This window comes from Brevibacterium oceani (assembly GCF_013623835.1).
Classification (GTDB): domain Bacteria; phylum Actinomycetota; class Actinomycetes; order Actinomycetales; family Brevibacteriaceae; genus Brevibacterium; species Brevibacterium oceani.
This window is the reverse complement of the sequence record NZ_JABKDE010000001.1, coordinates 257,279-275,996: the sequence shown is the minus strand read 5'-3', so window position 1 is coordinate 275,996 and position 18,718 is coordinate 257,279. Positions and strand designations below refer to the sequence as shown.

Genomic DNA, 18,718 nt, shown 5'->3' with positions numbered 1-18,718 from the left:
CTAGGACGAAGAGAGTCGAGTCACCATGCGCTGTGCACGAGATGAGCGAGGACGAGGGCGAAGACGAGCTGCGCCGACAGCATCCACGACCGGGCCCGCACCGGAACCGCGGCCAGAGAGACGAGCAGCCACGGCACCATGAACAGCCAGATCCGCTCCACCTCCGCCCGGCTCATGCTCGACAGGTCCGCGGCGATCGCCATTCCCACTGCGGCGGCGGAGAGGATGCCGATGGTCCACCGGCCGCCCTCACCGGTCGCATCGGTCTCACCGGTCGCATCGGTCGCATCGGTGCGCAGCGTTCCTTTCCGTCCTGCGGCGGGAAGGGATCGCAGCGACCCGTTCCACATTGCGACGAGGCGGGATCGTAGTGCGGGCACAACCGCGGTCACGCCGGCGCCGAGTGCGGGACCGGTTGCGCACAGAAGTGCCGCGAGGTTCGCCCACAGCCAGTAGCGTGCCGGCCGACTCGCGGCGAATCCGTCCCAGTACCTCTCGCGCAGCACCGGATAGGCCTCCCACCAGGCGAAGCCTCCGGCTGTGAAGAGGGCGACGACGGCCAGCCCTCCGACGATCAGCCACGGCAAGGGGCGCAGGGTGCGGGCAGCGGCGAACACCGCGAGGACGACGAGGCCGAGCAGCGGAAACCCGTAGCTCGAATACGTCCCGAGACCGAGGAGCACACCGGCGGCGAGTCCGCCGACGACTGTTCGCGGTCGCGTCGATCCCGACGCAGACCGCTTCGTCGACCAGGCGAGGACCGCGATCGCCCACGCTCCCGTGCTCGCGAAGACTGCATCGGCGGAGACCGCGAGCCAGATCGCTGCGGGAGCGCTGGCCAGGAAAGGCGCAAGACTGCGCGCCCCAGCCTCGGTGCCGAGGCTGCGCAGGGTCCACATCACCGCGGCGGGAATCGTCGCGGCAAGGACGGTGATGACGAGGCCGATCCCCCACGCCGATCGCACCCCGACGGCGACGAGGAGTGCGAAGAACAGCACGGCCCCCGGCGGATGCCCGGCGAGGTGGACGGGAAGATTGTCCGCTGCCGCGAGCGGAATGCGCGCAACATACCCGGACAGCAGGTCGGGGATCGCCGAGGCCAGGCCCGCATCGGCGAGCGCCCGGGCGGTGGGCACATACTCCTCCGCGCTGTTGAGGATCCCGCCGAGGTGGCCGAACCCGTCGACCGCATCCAGGGCGAGCATCCACGCCGCGGACACGAGGGTCGTCCATGACAGCAGGGGCCACCAGCGCAGACGGCCGGTGAGGCGAGGGCCCCAGACGAGCACGACTGCGGAGATGACGAGGGCGATGGCACTCCCGGGGCCGATCCGCGGCCGGAGTTCGGCGAACAGCGGCGCAGCTGACAGCGCCTTGACGTCCCAGCCGGTGCTCGGCGGCACGATGATCGCGACGACGATGAGGATGAGCGCGGCGAGGACGCCGATGAGACTGCCCCTGCCCGAGCGTGCCGGCGCCCTGCTGGCACCTGTCCACGTGGCGGAATCCCCGGTCGGTGAGGTCGAGTCTCCGGTCGGTAGGGCCGGGTCTCCGGCCGGCGGGGTCGGGTCTTCGTCGATCACGGTCGGCCAGTCGGTTCAGTTGAGCTTCCGTCAGGCGGGCGGGCGCTGTCTTCGGCGGACGGGCCAGCACTGTTGTCGGCAGGCGGGCGAGCTCTGCTGTCGACCGGTTCGCGCAACGGAGCGCGGGCGAACTCGGCCATCCCTTCGGCGAAACCGATCCGAGGTCGCCAGCCCAGCTCGGTGCGGATTCGCTGTGCCGAGGCGGTGATGTGTCGGACGTCGCCGAGGCGGTACTCCCCCGTGATGACCGGTTCGGGTCCGCCGAGGGCCGAGGAGAGGGCTTCGGCCATCTGACCGATGGTGGTGACATCACCGCTGGCGATGTTGAAGGCCCGCACCGTGCCCGGCTCCTGCGTGCGAGCGAAGTCGAGGCCGGCGATGTTCGCGGAAGCGACGTCGCTGACATGGATGAAGTCACGACGCTGTGCACCGTCTTCGAAGACGCGCGGTCGGCCTCCCGCCTGCAGCACCGAGCGGAAGATCGAGGCGACTCCGGCGTAGGGAGTCCCCTGCGGCATATGGGGTCCGTAGACGTTGTGATAGCGCAGGAAGACGGCGCGGCCGCCCGTCGCCCGCGCCCAGGCGGCGGCGAGCATCTCTTGGCCGAGTTTCGTCACGGCGTAGACATTGCGGGGGTCGGGTGTGGCGTCCTCGCTGATCAGCTCCGGGGTCAGCGGGGTATTCGTGCGCGGAGAGACGGGGTCGAATCGTCCCGCTTCGAGATCGGCGATGGTCCGCGGACCGGCGTCGATGGGACCCTGTTCGTCACGGTAGGCGCCCTCGCCGTAGACGACCATCGAGGACGCGAGGACGAGATCCCTCACACCATGCCGGGCCATCGCGGCGAGGAGGATCGACGTCGCCAGTTCGTTGCTGGCGACGTAATCGGGACTGTCTGCGAAGTCGACGCCCAATCCGACCTTCGCCGCCTGGTGACTGACGGCGTCGATTCCCGGCAGCACCTGGTCGAGAACACGCGGATCGGCGACGTCACCGCCGACGATGCGCAGGTCGGCGGACGCGGGCGCGCCGAGTCCAGGGCCGGTGAATTCCTCGCCGAAGCGTGCGAGCAGCTCGGCGGCATCCACCGCTCCGGCGTGGACGTCGGAGCGGAAGCTGTCGAGCACGGTGACCTTCCAGCCCTCGCGCAGGGCAGCGGCGACCACCTCGGCGCCGATGAACCCGGCACCCCCGGTGACGAGCAGGTGTGGACGGGACGCGGTCACGGGCGGACCGCCTCGGCGAAGGATCCGTCAGCGACGGGTTCTCCGGCGACAGCCCTGTCGGCGACGGGATCCCCAGCGACCGGCCTGTCAGTGACCGGGAGGGCGAGGATCCGACGCACCACTGCGTCGGGCACGAGCCTCGGCGGTGCGAAATCGGATCCGATCGCGGTGACGATCGCAGACAACGCCGCGAGGATCCGCGGTCGGGCGGCTGCGAGCCGGTGGAGGACCGTGTCCGCATCGACCGCCTCGGCGCTGGTGGCCCCGGCATCGGAATCGGTGACGAAGGAGAGGTTGACAATGCCCATTCCCAGCTCCTGGGCGAGCGCGGCCTCCGGATACTGGGTCATGTTGACGATGTGGGCGCCGGATTCGCGCAGCAGGCGGGACTCGGCGCGGGTGGAGAACCGTGGGCCTTCGATCACTGCGGTGGTGCCGCAGTCGGGAACGTCCTCGCCGAGGCTGCGGACGGCTGCGCGTGCGGCGTCGACGAGTTCGGGGGTGAACGGATCGGAGAAGGGAAGGTGGATGAGCATACCGTCACCGGAGTATGTCGCGGTCCGCCGCACGGTCCGGTCGAGCATCTGATCGGGAATGACGAAGGACCCCACGGGCACGTCGGGGCTGATGCCGCCGACCGCGCTCGAACTCACGACCGCGCGCACCCCGAGGGAGGCGAGCGCCCACATGTTCGCCCGATAGTTGATCTCGTGCGGAGCGAGCGTATGTCCGGCGCCGTGCCGGGTGAGAAACGCGATCCGTCGACCGCCGAAATCTCCCACTGTGACCGTGCCCGAGGGCGGGCCGAAGGGAGTCGACACATCGAGTTCGGTGCGCGAGTCCTCGTCGAGGAGGTCGTAGAGGCCGGAGCCGCCGATGACGGCGATCCGTGGTGGCTCGTTCGCCTCGGACCGTTCGCCGAGGTGGGGGCCCTCGCCGAGGTGGGGTCCGGTGCTCGTCGATCGCGCGGTGTCGTCCATGTGTGCTCCCTCTGCCGAGCCTGCCGCTCGGCCGTGGTCGTGTCTGCTGTCTCTGTCGTCTCTGTCGTCTCGCCATTGTGTCGTGACCACCTGCCCGAGGACCGTGCGATTTGCTTACGAGACGATGACAGAGGTGGAGCGTCGATGCCTGAGCCGACTCGACCGGGCCGAGTCGACAGAGGCGGTGTCCCGTGCCCGCTGTCTTCGGACCGTAAGGAAATCGGGGCACATAACCGGCGCCGGATCCCTACGGTCGAATCATGCCGCGACGACACACCCCCGGCCATCTGCCGAACGACCGTCTCACCGAGCTCCGTTCCTCGGTGCGCGAGCGCCTGGGCGCGCCGAGGCCGCAATCCGTACACGAACACACGCCCGACTCAACGCACGAGCAGACGACATACTCCGCGCAGAAGCAGACCCACGACTCGGTGCGCGGCCCGCGCACGGCCGTCGTCATCGGCAGGCTGCTCGGCCTCACGTTCGTGCTCTGCTTCGCCACCGGGATCTGGAGTCACTACCTGCAGGACCCGCTGCCGTGGATGCGGTTCCCCACCCGCCCGGCCGTGCTCTACCAGGTCACCCAGGGGGTGCATGTGGCTGCGGGACTCGCCTCGGTCCCGCTGCTCCTCGCGAAGCTGTGGACCGTCTACCCGCGCCTGTTCACGTGGCCACCGATCACCTCGGCGATCCATGCGCTCGAACGCGGTCTCACCGGCGTCCTCGTCGCCTCGAGTCTGCTCGAGCTGACGATCGGCGTGATGAACATCTACCACTGGTATGCGTGGCCGTTCTCCTTCCGCACCGTCCATTACGCCCTCGCCTGGGTCATCGTCGGCTCACTCCTCGCCCACATCGCCTTCCAGCTGCCGACGATCCGCCAACATTGGAGGTCCCGACCCTCGCCGAGGCGGGGCGACGCAGCCGTGGACGTCAGCGAAGTGGACACGGGCCCCGCACCGATTGACCGTGTGCAGACTGACCATGTGCCGGCTGACAGTGTGCCGGCCGACCATGTGCGCACGGCAGGGTCCGATCGTCGGGCGTTCCTCGCCTCGGTGGCCGCGGCGAGCGTCGCCGTCGTCGGCTTCACCGCCGGTCAGTCGACGAGGTTTCTCTCCGCGTTCAACCTCTTCGGTCCCCGCCGCTACGGGGACGGCCCGCAGGGACTGCCGGTCAACCGCACCGCCGCGGCCGCCGATGTCCTCACCACTGCCGCCGATCCTGCCTGGACGCTCGAGGTGAGGGGCAACGGCATCGTCCACGGCTTCAGCCGATCCGAGCTCGAGGCGATGGACCAGTCGACCGAAGACATTCCCATCGCGTGCGTCGAGGGCTGGTCGACCTCGGCGAGGTGGACGGGAGTCCGCGTCCGCGATGTCCTGACGCGGTCGGGAATCGACCCGCACTCGCGATTGCGGGTCACGAGCCTGCAGACCCGCGGGGGCTACGCAGTCAGCGAGATGGGCCCCGAGTTCGCCGCCGACGAACTCACCCTCATCGCCCTCGGGCTCAACGGAGAACCCCTCGACCTCGATCACGGATATCCGGCCCGCATCATCGCGCCCGGACGCCCCGGAGTGCTGCAGACGAAATGGATCAGCACGATCGAGGTGATCGGATGAGGCCCCCACTGCGCTCACGCGACATCACCCGCACGGCGCTCGTCATCGCCGGAATCGGATTCGTCGCCTACGGCGCGTTCCTCGTGCTCACGACCGTGGGGACAGCGAGCATCGTCGGGCTCGGCCTCTGGCTGGCCGCCGCTGTCATCGTCCACGACGGCGTCTTCGTCCCCGTCGTCACCGTGCTCGGGCGCATACTCTTCGGACCCCGAACCGCCCCCGAGCCGGACTCCGCAATGACATCGGAGTCGGCGGAACATGCTCGTGGCCACCGCATCCTCGCCGCGCGCCGTCGTCCGCCTGTCCGGAACGCGCTCTCTGACCGAACTGCGCTCTTCGGTCACCGCGCCCTCGCAGTGACCCGGGCACTGTTGGTGGCCGCGAGTCTCGTCTCTGCTGTCGTCGTTCCAGAGATCTGGGCACAGGGCCGCGGGGCCGCGAACCCGACCATCCTGCCCGGTGATTACGCCGGCAATCTGCTGGTGCTCTGGGGCGTGGTCGCAGCGGCCTCGGTCATCGTGCTCACGATCGGCCTCATCGCCGCCCGTCGACGCCGGTGAGGGCGAGGAATGTGCGAGCCTGATGACTCCACGTCTCCTCGACGCGCAGTCCCACCTCGGCGGCGGTGCGAGCGAGGGCCGTGCTGCCGATCTGTGCCCAGGGGAACGCGGCACTCGTGCGGCCGCACCGGTCACGGACCTCGGCGAGGAACGATCGCACTTCGTCCTGGCCCGCGGAGGTCTCAACGATGATGCGACCGCGAGGGTCGAGGAGTGCTCGCACACGGTCGAGCAGCCGCGCCGGATCTCCGCCGATGCCGATGTTGCCGTCGATGAGCAGTGCCGTCCCCCACCGACCTTCGAGCGGGAGGACGGCATCGATGTCGCGGCACAGCACCGGCAGACCGGCGTCCTGAGCGATGGCCACGGCCGTCGGGGACACGTCGATTCCGAGTGCGAAGTGACCGGAGGCGATCGCTGCCCGCACCATCCGCCCCGGTCCGCAGCCGAGGTCGATGACGGCACCCGCGGCTCGGCCGATGGCCGTGAGATCGGCGGCGTCGGCATCGCCGGCATACCGGTCGACATCCATGCGCGTCGGCGCACGATCGTCGCTGATCCCGTGGAGGTAGAGGGCGCCACCCATCACCAGCGCCCGATCATACGGGCGGGCTCCGCCGTGGCCGAAACCCACGGGCGCCGCACTCACACTCATGATGCCTCCGCGCGGTCGGCAAGGCTTGCGCAGTCGGCGAAGTCTGTGACGACGTCACCGGTGCTGACGCCCGCGCGGACGGCAGCGCCCGCCCGATCAGCGAACTCAGCGAGCAGCGTGCCGGGCAGCAGCTGGGCGGCGGCGTCGAGGTCAGCGACCGTGTCGATGTCACGCAGCACCGGCAGCAGCGTCGTCCTCAGTCCGGCCGCGCGCAGCCGCTCGAGTTGGATCGCGCCCGTGTCCGCTCGGGACATCGGCACCCCTCTGACCAGGTCACCAACGGGTTCGCGCAGGCCGAGCGCCCAGAACCCGCCGTCCGCGGCCGGGCCGAACCAGGCGTCGCAGTCATCCGGCCACTCGGTGCTCAACAGATTGAGCACGCCCCGGTCGAGCTGTGGTGAGTCCATGCCGATGAGCACGGTCGGGCCCGCACAGGCGTCGAGCACGGCGGCGATCCGCTCGTCGAGGTCACCGTCTGACTGAGCCACGATGTCCCACCCGGTGAAGTCCCTCGGCAGCCGTGTCCCATCGAGGCAGAGGACCTTCCGGGTCCAGCCGAATCGGTCGACGGCGTCGGCGGTGATGTCGATGCAGGCGGCGGCCACCTCGGCGGCGGCGGTGAGGCTCAGCGGAGGACTGAGGCGGGTCTTCACCTTTCCCGGCACGCATTCCTTGGCGAGCATGATGAGCGTGGTCATCGTGTCTCCTCTCTGATCAGGCGGGACATGTCGGTGATCGCGGTGAGGGTGCCGCGCAGGGTGCCGGTGACCTTCGATCGGCCCACCCGCGGCCGGTAGGTGACCGGGACTTCGCGGATGCGCAGGCCCGCGGTTCGGGCGCGGAGCACCATTTCGAGCGGATAGCCGCTGCGCCGGTCGGAGAGGTCGAGCGCGAGCAGGTCGTGCCGGCGCATCGCCCGCATCGGTCCGAGGTCGCCGAGAACGATGCCGGTGCGCAGCCGGATGAGTCCGGCGAGCGCACTGTTGGCCAACCGGGCGTGCAGCGGCCAGGCGCGCGGGCTCACGGCTCGCCTCCGACCCAGGACGAGGTCGGCCCGGCCCGTGAGGACGGGACCGGTCACTCGGTCGAGTTCGCCGAGATCGAAGGATCCGTCCCCGTCACAGATCGCGACCACCTCGGCGGTGGCGGCACGCACCCCGGCATGCACGGCGGACCCGAAACCGCGCCGGGGTTCGACGACCACGTGGGCACCGTGGGCGCGGGCCACCTCGGCGGAGGCATCGGTCGAGCCGTTGTCGACGACGATGGCCCTGATCCCGTCCGGCAGGCCCGCAAGCACCCCGGGCAGGGCGGCCGCCTCGTCGAGGCACGGGAGGATCAGGTCGATGCGGGCACGGTTCGTATCGGCGCTGTGTGTATCGGCGCGGTTCGTATCGGCGCTGTGCGAGTCAGCACTGTTCGGGTCAGCACTGTTCGGCAGAGCCTGGTGCGGAGGTGATGTCGGCATGGTCCGAGACTAGGGACGACGGTGCCGCCTGAGACCGGTCGAATCCTTACGAAACGCGGACAAAGCGGGCATGCGGACGGTTTTCGTCGGCCGCAGACCGCCGCGCTTCCTACACTGGAACCATGACGCAACCCCCGCCCGACTCCGCCCTGCGCGATCGGCGGATCCTCCTCGTCGAGGATGATCCCACCGTCGCCGAGGTGGCCCGCAACTACCTGCGCAGCGCGGGATTCCTCGTCGACGAGGTCACCGACGGCTTCCAGACCATCGATTCGGTGACCGCGGTCCGGCCCGACCTCGTCGTCCTTGACCGAAAGCTGCCGGGCATCGACGGCACCGAGGTGTGCCGCCGTCTGCGCACGTTCACCGACGTTCCGGTGCTCATGCTCACGGCGCTCTCGGCCACGGAGGATCGCATCGACGGGCTCGAGTCCGGGGCCGATGACTACCTCACGAAGCCCTTCTCCCCGCGCGAACTCGTCCTCCGGGTCCGTTCGATCCTCAAGCGCACCGTGGACGAATCCACCCCTGAGGCACCGTTCGCGCTCGGGCCGTTCCGTCTCGACGCCTCGGCGAGGAAGGTCAGCCGAGGAGGCGATCCGCTCGAGCTCTCCGCCCGGGAGTTCGACCTCCTCGCCTTCTTCCTCAAGCATCCGAATCAGGTCTTCGACCGGGAGACGCTGCTGCGGTCGGTGTGGGGCTGGGAGGTCGGTGACCTGTCGACGATCACCGTCACGGTCCGCCGCCTGCGAGAGAAAATCGAGGGCGATCCCTCACACGCCACCTTCCTCACCACGGTCTGGGGCGCCGGGTACCGCTTCGACGTCGAGGAGGCCGACGCCGAATCCGCTGCCGAGGGAGTGCGCTGATGCTGCTGCCTCTGCCCGACTCGGCGACGATCTTCGTCGTCGCGTTCGGCTGCTCCGGCGTCGTCGGTGCGCTCGGGCTCCTCGCCCTGTGGCTGGCTCGGCGCCGCACCCTGACCATGCGCCTGGCCATCATCGTGGCCACGACGCTGTGCTCCGTGCTCGCGGGAATGGTCGCGATCGCCTCGGCGATGTACCTGTCCGAACACGACCTCTTCGTCTTCCTCACCGTGGCCGCCGCCTCACTCGTCTCGACGGCCGTCGTCACTCTGGTCCTCGGCCGCGTCGTCGCCAGGGAGCACCGGGACCTGCGGGCGCTGACCACCGAGGTGGGTCAGGGCCGCCGACTCAGCGTGACCCCCAACGCGAAGGATGCCTCAGAGACCGCGCGGCTGCGAGCCGAGCTCGTGGCCATGAGCAACCGGTTGGCCGATGCCCGCGACGAGGCGGCCGCGCTCGATCGTTCGCGACGCGAGCTCATCGCGTGGATCGCCCACGATCTGCGCACGCCGATGGCCGGCCTCAAGGCGATGGCCGAGGCCCTCGAGGACGGCATGGCAGACGATCCCCAGCGCTATTACGCGAATATGCGGGTTCAGGTCGACCGGCTCTCCCGCATGGTCGATGACCTCTTCGCCCTGTCACGGATCCAGTCGGGCAGCCTCGAGCTCGAATCCGTCGAGGTCGGTCTCTACGATCTCGTCTCCGATGCCGTGGCCGACCTGCGTCCCGTGGCCGCGTCCAAGCAGATCACCGTCGAGGCGCGCGGACTCACGGACCTCACCGTCACGGGCGATCCCAAGGAGCTGACCCGCGTCGTCGAGAATCTGCTGATGAATGCCCTGCAGCACTCCCCCGACCACGCCGAGGTGGTCCTCGAGACGAGCCGTCACAGCGACGGTCACGCCGTGCTCACGGTCTCCGACACCGGCGGGGGCATCCCCGCCGAGGCACTCACCGAGATCTTCACGACCGGGTGGCGCGGAACCCCGTCGCGGACCCCAGACGACACTTCCGGGAACCACGACGTGCTCACCAGCGGTGCGGGGCTCGGGCTGGCGATCGTGCGCGGAATCGTCGAGGCCCATGCCGGCACCGTCGGCGTGACGAACACACGCGTGGGAGCCTGCTTCGAGGTGCGGTTGCCGGGGGCTGCTCCGCTGGGGTGAGTCAGTGCCTCCGCGGTAAGTCAGCCCCGGTGGGATGAGTCAGCCCCGCTGGAGCCGTTCAGGCTCGGCGCGGTGACGAACTAGACTGAACCGGTGCTCAAACCCATCCTGTGGCCGGTCCTCGCGCCGTCTCTGCTCTTTGCCGTCGGACTGGGTGCGATCATGCCGATCCTCGTCCTCGGCGCGCTCACCTTGGGTTCGACCGCATCGTTCGCCGCCGCGATCGTCGGCATCATGGGGGCTGTGTCGCTGGCGGCCACGGTCCCGGCGGGAATACTGATCGACCGCCTCGGCGATTTCCGGGCGATGCTCGTGGCCACGCTCGCCGCCGTCGTCGTCTTCACCGCCGTGGTCGCGGCCTTCGTGTGGGACTCCCCGTATTCGCTGCTGATCTACACGATCGCGCTCATGCTCTTCGCCCCGGTCTCCGACGTGTGGAGTCTCGCCCGGCAGGCCGTCGTCGCCGAGGTCATGCCCGCGGCCGACCTGGCCAAGGCGATGACCGCGCTCGGCGGCACCCAGCGGGTGGGCAACCTCGTCGGCCCGATGGTCGGCGCCGGACTCATGCTGTTCATGCCGATCTGGTCGGTGTTCGTCTTCTCCGGCATCACCGCCGTCGCCGCGATCGTCATCATGGCGCTGCCGATCGCCCGGATCCCCGGCTTCGACGATCACCCGAGTCCCGCCTCGGCGGAGGATTCCGGCACAGGCACGGGCACAGAGGCGGCCCCCGGCCAGCCGTCGACCGATCCGACCGACCCCGGCCGGCACTCCGCGGGTGAGGGCCCCCTCGGTGAGCATTCCTCCGCCGAGGCGGCCCGGGGCGAGCGCAGGAAGAAGCGGGAGCGCCGCCCGCCCTTGGATGTGCGGTGGAAGTCCGTCGTGCTCGTCGGCATCACCATCATCACGCTCGCGGCCGCACGCGCCGCACAGCCGGTGGTCATCCAGCTGTGGGGCGTGGAGATCGGCCTGCACGAGTCCTCGATCTCGCTCATCATCGCCTTCGGGGCGGGCCTCGAACTCATCGTCATGTTCCTCGGCGCCTACATCAAGGACCACCTCGGACGGATCGCCACCCTCGTGGGGTGCCTGAGCATCTTCGGGACCGGATTCATCATCATGGTCGTCCTTCCCGATCTGTGCGGAATGGTCATCGCCGCGGCCGTCATGGCCTTCGGCAACGGCCTCGGCGCGGGAGTGAACATGACGATCGGGGCGGACCTGTCCCCCGCAGTCGGTCGCCCCCGCTTCCTCGGCATCTGGGCGATCTTCAACAACGGCGGCAAACTCGGCGGACCGAGCCTGCTCTCCCTCATCATCACCCTGACCACGCTGAGATTCGGTGTGCTCTTCCCGGGACTCTTCGCCCTCCTCGGCGCGGTCTGGGTGCTCGTCTGGGCACGACAGATCGGACTGCCCGGTCGGCGACGCCGGGTCTGACCGTCGCGCCTGAGCGTCGGCGGGTCTGCACGTCGGGTCTGCACGTCGGGTCTGACCGGCGGGTCTGACCGGCGGCGGATCCGACTCCGTGCCGTATCTGACTCCCGCGCAGTCGCCGCTCCCGGCTCCGGGCGCTGTCATCTCTCATGACCCCGAACCCCTGCACCACGCCCGCTCGCAGGTCCGCACCGACGGACTAGGCTGGTGGTGACCGTTTCGACGAGGTTCGGCCGAGCGTCCGAAGCTGCCGGCCCGATCAGGATCAGGAGAGTCATCGATGGAAGCCCTGGACGTCGGCGGATACGTGCTGGTCAGCCTGGCCGCGCTCGTCTTCCTCTTCCTCCAGTCGTGGTTCGCCGCCACCGTGGTCCGCCGCGTCGTCGGTGTTCCCACCGGCTGGCCGCGCACGCTCGCCGTCGGCCTCGTCATGAGCGCCGTCGTGGCCGTGACCGTGCAGTACCTCTACCGGGCCGGCACCGGGCAGAATTCCACCGGCCTCGACGTCTCACCCGGAGTGGCGGTGCTGTTCACGGTGCTCGCCCTCGGGTGGATCTTCGCCCTCGGCGTCGGTGCCCTCGTCATGCTCGAAGCGGCCTTTCCCACCGGATCCCTGCCGAGCCCGCAGTCGCTGTTCTTCGGGTGGAAGTCCCGCCGTCGCCGCGCCCGCCGCTACGCCCAGGTCGTGTCCATCGCGGTCCGGCACGGCCTCGGCTCCCAGCTGCGCGGATTCGGCGGAGACTCGCCCGGCCGCGAGGTCAAAACCGCGCGGGCCCTCAAGGAATCCCTCGCCGAGGCGGGGGTGACCTTCGTCAAGCTCGGACAGATGCTCTCGACCCGGCGAGACGTCCTCCCTCCCGTCTTCGTCCGTGAACTCGAGACGCTCCAGACCGAGGTCACGCCCGAACCTTGGTCGGTCATCGAACCCGCCATCTCCGAACGTCTCGGGAGACCCATCGGCGACGTCTTCGCACGGATCGGCTCCACCCCGCTGGCGGCCGCCTCGGTGGCGCAGGTGCATGAGGCGACGCTGCTCGACGGCACGGAGGTCATCGTCAAGGTGCAGCGGCCGAAGGCCCTCAACCAGGTGACCCAGGACCTCGACATCATCCTGCGGCTGGCGGCGTGGCTGAATAAGACCACGTCATGGGGCAGGGACCTGGGCGTACGGTCGCTGGCCGCCGGATTCGCCACCACGCTCGAGGAGGAGCTCGACTACCGGATCGAACTCGACAACATGGCCAGCATCGAGTCTTCTCTGCGGCGTTCGGGGAAGTTCGACGTCACCGTCCCCCACGGCTATCCGGAGCTCAGCGGCGAACGGCTGCTGGTCATGGATCGGCTGCCCGGCAAGCCGGTGTCGCGCGCGGGGGCGCTGCTGTCCGAACTCAGTGATGCCGAACGCTCACGCTTGGCGACCACGCTGCTGGGTGCCACACTCGAGCAGATCATCGGCGACGGGATCTTCCACGCCGACCTGCACGCCGGCAATATCTTCATCACGCCCGACGGAAAGCTGGGTCTGCTCGACTTCGGTGCGGTCGGTCGCCTCGATCCGGGCACGCAGACGTCGCTGGGGCTCATGCTCTATTCGATCGATCAGAACGACAGTGCCGGGGCCACCGATGCCCTCATCGAACTGCTCGGTCGGCCCGACGGTCTCGATGACCGCGAGGTCGAACGTGCCGTCGGCGAACTCCTGCTGCGCTACGGCGGCGGCACCCGCGCGTCACAGGGGCAGAAGCTCTTCGACGACCTGTTCAACCTCGTGCTCGCGCATCGGTTCTCCGTGCCGGCACCGATCAGCGCCGCCTTCCGGGCGATGGCTTCGGTCGAGGGTGCGCTGCTGACGATCGATCCGAGCTTCGACATCGTCGCCGTGTCCAGGCGAGAGGGCAACAGACTCGTGCGGTCGAAGCTCAAGGGCACGAAGATCACCGATGAGCTGCAGCGTCGGGCGCTGCAGCTGATGCCGATGATCGATCGCATGCCCCGGCGCATCAACAAGATCACCGAAGACCTCGAGCAGGGCCGGTTCTCGATGAACATGCGTGTGCTCGAGAATCCCTCCGACCGCAGCTTCCTCACCAGCCTGTTCCAGCAGCTCATCGTCGCCGTCCTCGCCGGTGCCGCCGTTGTCGGTGCGATCATGCTCATCACCAGCGATGAGGGACCGCTGCTGACGAAGGACATCAACCTGTACTCGTTCTTCGGCTTCGTGCTGCTCTTCGGAGGCTTCGTCTTAAGCATGCGTTCCCTCATGCTCGTGTTCAGACGCGACGGCGGCGGCTAGGGGCGTCGGTGGGCAGCGGCGTCAGTGGGCAGCGGCGTCGGCGCTGCCTCACAGACGGCTCGCTGGCGCCGGTGCCGAACTCAGCACGTGGTGCGCTCGAACTTCTCGCACCCCGCCCCGACCGTTGCGTGACTGTACATCGGAAGTGTGTACGCACTGATTTTATGCAGTACGTGTGCACATCCGACCTACAGTAGCGAAACCGCCCCCTCGCAAATGCGTCCAGCGGCACGACGACATCGATACCGTGGCGTCGAGTCTGGACCGAGCGAGGACCGATATGAAGTGTGGGCAAAGTGTGGGCACGCCGCCACAGTGGGGCATAGAAGAGGCCCCGCGTTCCGCTAGTTCTAGCGGATCGCGGGGCCTTCCCAGATGGAGCCCCCTGTCAGACTCGAACTGACGACCTTCGCTTTACAAGAGCGTCCTTGCAGTCGGGTGCGGTCCGGCGTGTTATGCAACATTGGCGGCTTGACGTGGGATTATGCTCGTTTCGTCACATTGATGTTGCATCGCTTAAGGCGTGGTTGGGTGAGTGGATGTTAACGACGCTGTTAATGGCGCAGGTGGGGGTGATGACCTTCGCTTCATATGCAACACCAATGCAAAAGAACCCCCGCAACCCAATCAAGGGTTGCGGGGGTTCAGTGTTGCGACCGTGACAAAAACCTGCGTATAGGTGTGGCCGCGTGTCCCAGTGTAATGGCTTGTCGAGCTGGTGTGCGTGCGTATACGGGGTGCGTCTACATGAGCAGTGTTACTTGGGCGGGCCGGAAAGTAACTATAACGATTCGGTTGCTGTATCGTCCTACACTATTGCGTCAAGCCCCCACCGTAGGTTTATACTACTGCGCCGTCAAGCGATCCACGGAACCAGTACGCAAACACGCGAAGACCCCCCCGACGCCGAAAAAACGGCGACATGGGTCTCGGGGTAGAATTATCCACCACGCGCAAAGGGGGTAGCACCATGGACGAATACGAACTCACCCACCGGCTGGGAGACCGCCCAATATCCGAAGAACAGGAACGACTACTAGCCACAGTCATAGGCGCAATCGAAGAAACACCACTAGACCACGACGCACGCGAACGAACCATCCGTGCAGCAATAGACGCGGCAGTAGGGGACGTTGAGGTTGAGGAAGCGGTCGAAGACTGGCCAGAGATTAAAGCCAGCCTCGACCGAATCCGGGGCGCGCTGTCCTTCCATATGGCGGGTGGCGAAACGGTGGAGAACCTGGCCGAGTTCACCGGGATCAGCACCGACGACATTCTGTACCTGACGCGCGGCTAACCGATCACGAACGACAGCGCCACGGGAAGCCACGACGCGGCAGAAATAGTGCCCGAGTTATAGTTCACGATCTTGATGTAACCGTTGTTGCCAACATCGCAACGCCAGTATGCGGAACCGTTCGATACCATCTGAAAGTTCGTGTTCATTTCCGGCCTATAGCCTGCTGGCAGGAGGCCAAGGTTCGCGCTGCCGGAGATTGAAGCAATGCCCTTGAACGCGCCTCGAACGAACACGATTGGACCTTCGCGCCGGTACTGGGGGATTTGCGTCTCCGAGTATGCAGTCACTCCTTCCGCCAGCGGTAGAGTTTTCCACCCGCTAGAGTTCGACATGGGAACAGTGTCCGTGTCCACTTTCGCGCTTGAACCTACACCGTGCACCGTGATGTACACGTAGCGGTGCAAATGGTTCATGGTCGCAATGCGACCGTCCCTGAGGGGGAACACGCCCTCGTTCTCGAAAGAAACTTCGTTCGGGATGGTGTCGGATGGCCGCTTCTGCTCGGCCAAAACCCGACGATAATCAGCCTTGTTCAGAACCACGCCCGAAACTATACGCCCGGTAGCGTTATACACGCGCAAGTCCAGCCGACCCGTCGTATCATCATTCGCATCACGCTTACCCGCCGACAGGTAAATGAACCCGTCATTTACGGCAAGCCCCTGAGGTTTGTTGTCCTGAGGGAGCGGCCCAAACTGATCCAGCTGAATTTCATTCACCAACACTGGCGCACCATTCTTGATCGACTCAAGCGAATAAACGTAGACAGTCGTCAGGATTGCCCGATCCGGGTCGGCATAGGCGCAGTAGAAATATTTGTTGTCTGCGAACAGTTTCGACACACCCAGAACGGGCATTGCCGCCGAAAGGACTTTCGTCACACTGTTGTAAGTGCGAACGTACCCTCCCGGATCAATGCGCAGAATGAAACACAGCTGGTCGGATTCGTTGTAGTAGAACGGGCAACCTTCCGAATAAGCAATGTTTCCCGGCAGCTCAATATCATCAGTGCGCCACTTCAGCGACCCGTCATATTTGCGGCACTCAACCCACTGTGCGTTATCGAGATACACGGACACGTAAATTTCTTCCGTGTCCTCGTTGATGGTGAACCCTTGAGTCCATGCCCCGTTGGTTTCTGCGTATGAGTCCCAGGAGGTGAAATAGTCCATGTAGTTGAGACCCTGCCCGACCGGGTTCGGGTGCAGTGATCCGTCGTTACGGATGCTGGCCGTTGCGGCTTCAATATCAGACTGTGTGGGGTACTCGGCCAGCCGCCCCGTCGTGTAGTTCGCCAGGTTCGCGGGCGTCCATACGCGCGGGTTGTTGGATACACCGTTGTTGAGTTCAGATAGTGACCCGTTGATTGCGGTGGCCCCGGCTGCGAGGTCGAGTGCATCTCTCGCCGCACCGGCTGTTGCGGCGAGCATAAGGTTTTTGCCGGTGGGTGTTGCGTCAGTGATGTTGCCGACGAGTAGGTCTGGGATTTCGCCCGGGTCACCCTTTTCGCCTTGTGGACCCTCCGCACCGTCCTCACCAGCTGGTCCCTGTGGACCTTCTGGACCCTGCACGGCTCCAGGAATCGGCACCGTGGACTCTTGACCATCCGAGTAAGCGAACACAAGCTGCCCATCAACAGCAGTAATGTTTTCGAGTCCTGCACCGCGTGGCCCTTTAGTCACATCCACAGTGCCACCGGACTTGAGTGGTACGAGTTCAGTCAGATCAACCGGGCCGCTACCGTCAGGGACACGGAACGACCAGGCAGGGATCTTCACATACTCATCCGACGCACCAATCAGAATCTCATAGAACTCGGCACGCCACGACCACACCTGAGACGCTTCATCATCAACCGTGACCATGAGCGTGAGAGGCTGAAGAACGATCTCCTCATCATCACCTGTGCCTTGTTTAACCTCAACCTGCACGAACCCGTCAACAATGCGGGCGTGAATCGTGCGCGGGTGAGCAAACTCGGGTGGCACCAGTTCCGGGAACGCAATCACACCACCCGTAAACACGGGAGTGAACTTGACGCGCCCGTTCATTGGTGCACGGTCGGGAACAACATCTGAGTCAATACCGTCAGGAATGTAGCCAACGAACTGGCCCGTGATCTCGCGGAATTTTGGCACTCTAGCCTCCAATGATGTGCGGGAGTGGCCCGCGAAAAAATGAATAGGGAACGCCCACCCGGAACAGTCACGGGTGGGCGTTAAAGTGGGGCGCGGTGGTGGGTTAGGTGACGGGAGATTCCCAAATCTTCGACCAAGTAACCTGACCCACCGCACCATCTACGCTGATTTTCTTCTCAGCCTGGAACTGGCGAACCACCTTCTGCGTGGCGGGGCCAAACTTCCCATCAGCCGTGATCTTCCAACCACGAGCCTTCAGTTTGTTCTGAAACTGCTTAATACCAGCCTGATCGGACTTGTAGTAACCGGAATGGTTCTTCTTGTTCTTCGACTCCACCCCGTACCAGTGACCCTTAGGCAGCGGGAATGCAGGTGCCTTCGAGGTGACCTTGCCCGACGAAGACGAACCAGACGATGAGCTGGATGACTTGCCGTTGATTTTCGCCCACGTCTTCGCGCCAACAATCCCATCGGCATCCAGTCCGCGCTTCTTCTGATATGCCTTTACAGCAGTCTGCGTGTCCTTACCGAAGTAGCCGTCAACTTTCACGCCGACGGCCTTCTGGATGCGCTTGACGGGTTCGCCCTTGTGATACAGCTTCACGAGCGGCGTAGACCCCGTAACGGTCGTGTACGTGGGAGACGATGAACCGCCGCTGGATGTTGCACCACCGGACGGTCCCGGCTTCTTGCCCGCCTTGATTGCTTTGGCAACCTTCGCAACAGCCGCAGTCCCGGCGTTAATCTCGAAGTGCATTTCGTCCTTGCGACCGTTGTAGTTGCCGCCCCATCGGACGACACCGCCACAGTCGGCAAGGATTTTCTTGATGCGGCCCTTCTGCGCGGACGAGAACGTGCCCACCTTCCCCAGCGGGTGGCGGGGCGCGTTCAAGTCAATCGCCGTACCGGACGCATGGTTAGACAGCGTGGTTGAGTTGCCGCGAATGGTGCGCTCGGCGTACCCCCAGTTCCCCGGCCAAACAAGCAGTTCAACCTCGGAGTGGAAGCGGTTCGCAACATACGACAGGACCGTTGCAACGTCACCCTTGCGCATAGCAAGCTTCCCACCGGGCACCGAATAGGATGCGATGAGGGATCGGTCATTAGCGCGATACCCATTCTGTGAGGTAGCCATCAAACATCACCGTCCTCGAACAGGTTCACATCAACGTCATGCCGCGCGCTGAGCGTGTCGGCAACGTCAAGGTCATTGTTAGTGTTTGCGGATGCGGTGAACCCGACGGCACCGGCCACGAACGGGAACACGGCCAGGACCACGAGCAGCCATTCAGGGTTCGCGGCACCAATGGCGGCGATACCAACCTGAATGGCACCAATAATCACACCGGCGACAGCGAATGCACCGTAGATCGGTTTCCGCCAAGACGCGGGGATGTAGGACGAAATGTTCATAGGTG

At 66.1% G+C, this 18,718-nt stretch carries 16 protein-coding genes; 7 read left to right on the top strand and 9 right to left on the bottom strand.

Annotated elements, in window-relative coordinates; genetic code table 11:
- Window positions 1-20: 20 nt before the first annotated feature.
- Genes HK401_RS01335 through HK401_RS01325 form a run of 3 tightly spaced genes read right to left on the bottom strand, consistent with a single transcriptional unit; the run spans window position 21 to window position 3,789 of the window.
- A complete protein-coding gene (locus HK401_RS01335; protein ID WP_181272855.1) occupies window positions 21-1,583 on the bottom strand; it encodes a hypothetical protein in 1,563 nt (520 codons plus the stop codon).
- On the bottom strand, window positions 1,580-2,809 hold the full coding sequence (locus tag HK401_RS01330; RefSeq protein WP_309135876.1) for an NAD-dependent epimerase/dehydratase family protein: 1,230 nt from the start codon (window positions 2,807-2,809) through the stop codon (window positions 1,580-1,582). Before HK401_RS01330 ends, HK401_RS01335 begins: the two co-directional genes overlap by 4 nt.
- Window positions 2,806-3,789: an MTAP family purine nucleoside phosphorylase gene (locus HK401_RS01325; protein WP_181272854.1), complete on the bottom strand. Its 984-nt coding sequence runs from the start codon at window positions 3,787-3,789 to the stop codon at window positions 2,806-2,808. The genes HK401_RS01330 and HK401_RS01325 overlap by 4 nt, the downstream gene beginning before the upstream one ends.
- A gap of 260 nt (window positions 3,790-4,049) precedes the next feature.
- Here HK401_RS01325 and HK401_RS01320 point away from each other — a divergent pair, with 260 nt between their 5' ends.
- Together HK401_RS01320 and HK401_RS01315 are read left to right on the top strand one after the other, a co-directional pair.
- The gene (locus HK401_RS01320) at window positions 4,050-5,414 is read left to right on the top strand and encodes a molybdopterin-dependent oxidoreductase (RefSeq protein WP_181272853.1); all 1,365 of its coding nucleotides are present in this window, start codon (window positions 4,050-4,052) and stop codon (window positions 5,412-5,414) included.
- A complete protein-coding gene (locus HK401_RS01315) occupies window positions 5,411-5,974 on the top strand; it encodes a hypothetical protein (RefSeq protein WP_181272852.1) in 564 nt (187 codons plus the stop codon). Before HK401_RS01320 ends, HK401_RS01315 begins: the two co-directional genes overlap by 4 nt.
- On the opposite strand, the gene HK401_RS01310 is transcribed toward HK401_RS01315, so the two are convergent.
- Genes HK401_RS01310 through HK401_RS01300 form a run of 3 tightly spaced genes read right to left on the bottom strand, consistent with a single transcriptional unit; the run spans window position 5,949 to window position 8,097 of the window.
- Window positions 5,949-6,629: a class I SAM-dependent methyltransferase gene (locus tag HK401_RS01310; RefSeq protein ID WP_181272851.1), complete on the bottom strand. Its 681-nt coding sequence runs from the start codon at window positions 6,627-6,629 to the stop codon at window positions 5,949-5,951. The genes HK401_RS01315 and HK401_RS01310 overlap by 26 nt on opposite strands.
- Window positions 6,626-7,327: a TIGR04282 family arsenosugar biosynthesis glycosyltransferase gene (locus HK401_RS01305; protein WP_181272850.1), complete on the bottom strand. Its 702-nt coding sequence runs from the start codon at window positions 7,325-7,327 to the stop codon at window positions 6,626-6,628. The genes HK401_RS01310 and HK401_RS01305 overlap by 4 nt, the downstream gene beginning before the upstream one ends.
- On the bottom strand, window positions 7,324-8,097 hold the full coding sequence (locus tag HK401_RS01300) for a glycosyltransferase family 2 protein (RefSeq protein ID WP_181272849.1): 774 nt from the start codon (window positions 8,095-8,097) through the stop codon (window positions 7,324-7,326). The genes HK401_RS01305 and HK401_RS01300 overlap by 4 nt, the downstream gene beginning before the upstream one ends.
- A 122-nt stretch (window positions 8,098-8,219) precedes the next feature.
- Here HK401_RS01300 and HK401_RS01295 point away from each other — a divergent pair, with 122 nt between their 5' ends.
- The 5 genes from HK401_RS01295 to HK401_RS01275 all read left to right on the top strand — a co-directional run bounded on the left by HK401_RS01295 (window position 8,220) and on the right by HK401_RS01275 (window position 15,159).
- The gene (locus HK401_RS01295) at window positions 8,220-8,966 is read left to right on the top strand and encodes a response regulator transcription factor (RefSeq protein ID WP_181272848.1); all 747 of its coding nucleotides are present in this window, start codon (window positions 8,220-8,222) and stop codon (window positions 8,964-8,966) included.
- Entirely contained in the window at window positions 8,966-10,132 is a 1,167-nt protein-coding gene (locus HK401_RS01290; RefSeq protein WP_181272847.1) for a sensor histidine kinase, read from the top strand. Before HK401_RS01295 ends, HK401_RS01290 begins: the two co-directional genes overlap by 1 nt.
- Before the next feature lie 93 nt (window positions 10,133-10,225).
- Complete coding sequence (locus tag HK401_RS01285) at window positions 10,226-11,572, top strand: MFS transporter (RefSeq protein WP_181272846.1); 1,347 nt, start codon at window positions 10,226-10,228, stop codon at window positions 11,570-11,572.
- A gap of 277 nt (window positions 11,573-11,849) precedes the next feature.
- Window positions 11,850-13,862, top strand: a complete 2,013-nt coding sequence (locus HK401_RS01280) for an ABC1 kinase family protein (RefSeq protein WP_181272845.1) — start codon at window positions 11,850-11,852, stop codon at window positions 13,860-13,862.
- A 970-nt stretch (window positions 13,863-14,832) separates the two neighbouring features.
- Entirely contained in the window at window positions 14,833-15,159 is a 327-nt protein-coding gene (locus HK401_RS01275) for a hypothetical protein (RefSeq protein ID WP_181272844.1), read from the top strand.
- Here HK401_RS01275 and HK401_RS20435 read toward each other — a convergent pair.
- From HK401_RS20435 to HK401_RS01260, 3 genes are all read right to left on the bottom strand, one after another.
- Window positions 15,156-17,300, bottom strand: coding sequence for a collagen-like protein (locus tag HK401_RS20435; protein ID WP_219921637.1), 2,145 nt, complete (start codon window positions 17,298-17,300; stop codon window positions 15,156-15,158). The genes HK401_RS01275 and HK401_RS20435 overlap by 4 nt on opposite strands.
- A 103-nt stretch (window positions 17,301-17,403) precedes the next feature.
- Complete coding sequence (locus HK401_RS01265) at window positions 17,404-18,354, bottom strand: peptidoglycan-binding protein (protein WP_181272843.1); 951 nt, start codon at window positions 18,352-18,354, stop codon at window positions 17,404-17,406.
- A gap of 80 nt (window positions 18,355-18,434) precedes the next feature.
- Complete coding sequence (locus tag HK401_RS01260; protein ID WP_181272842.1) at window positions 18,435-18,713, bottom strand: hypothetical protein; 279 nt, start codon at window positions 18,711-18,713, stop codon at window positions 18,435-18,437.
- Between the last annotated feature and the right edge of the window lie 5 nt (window positions 18,714-18,718).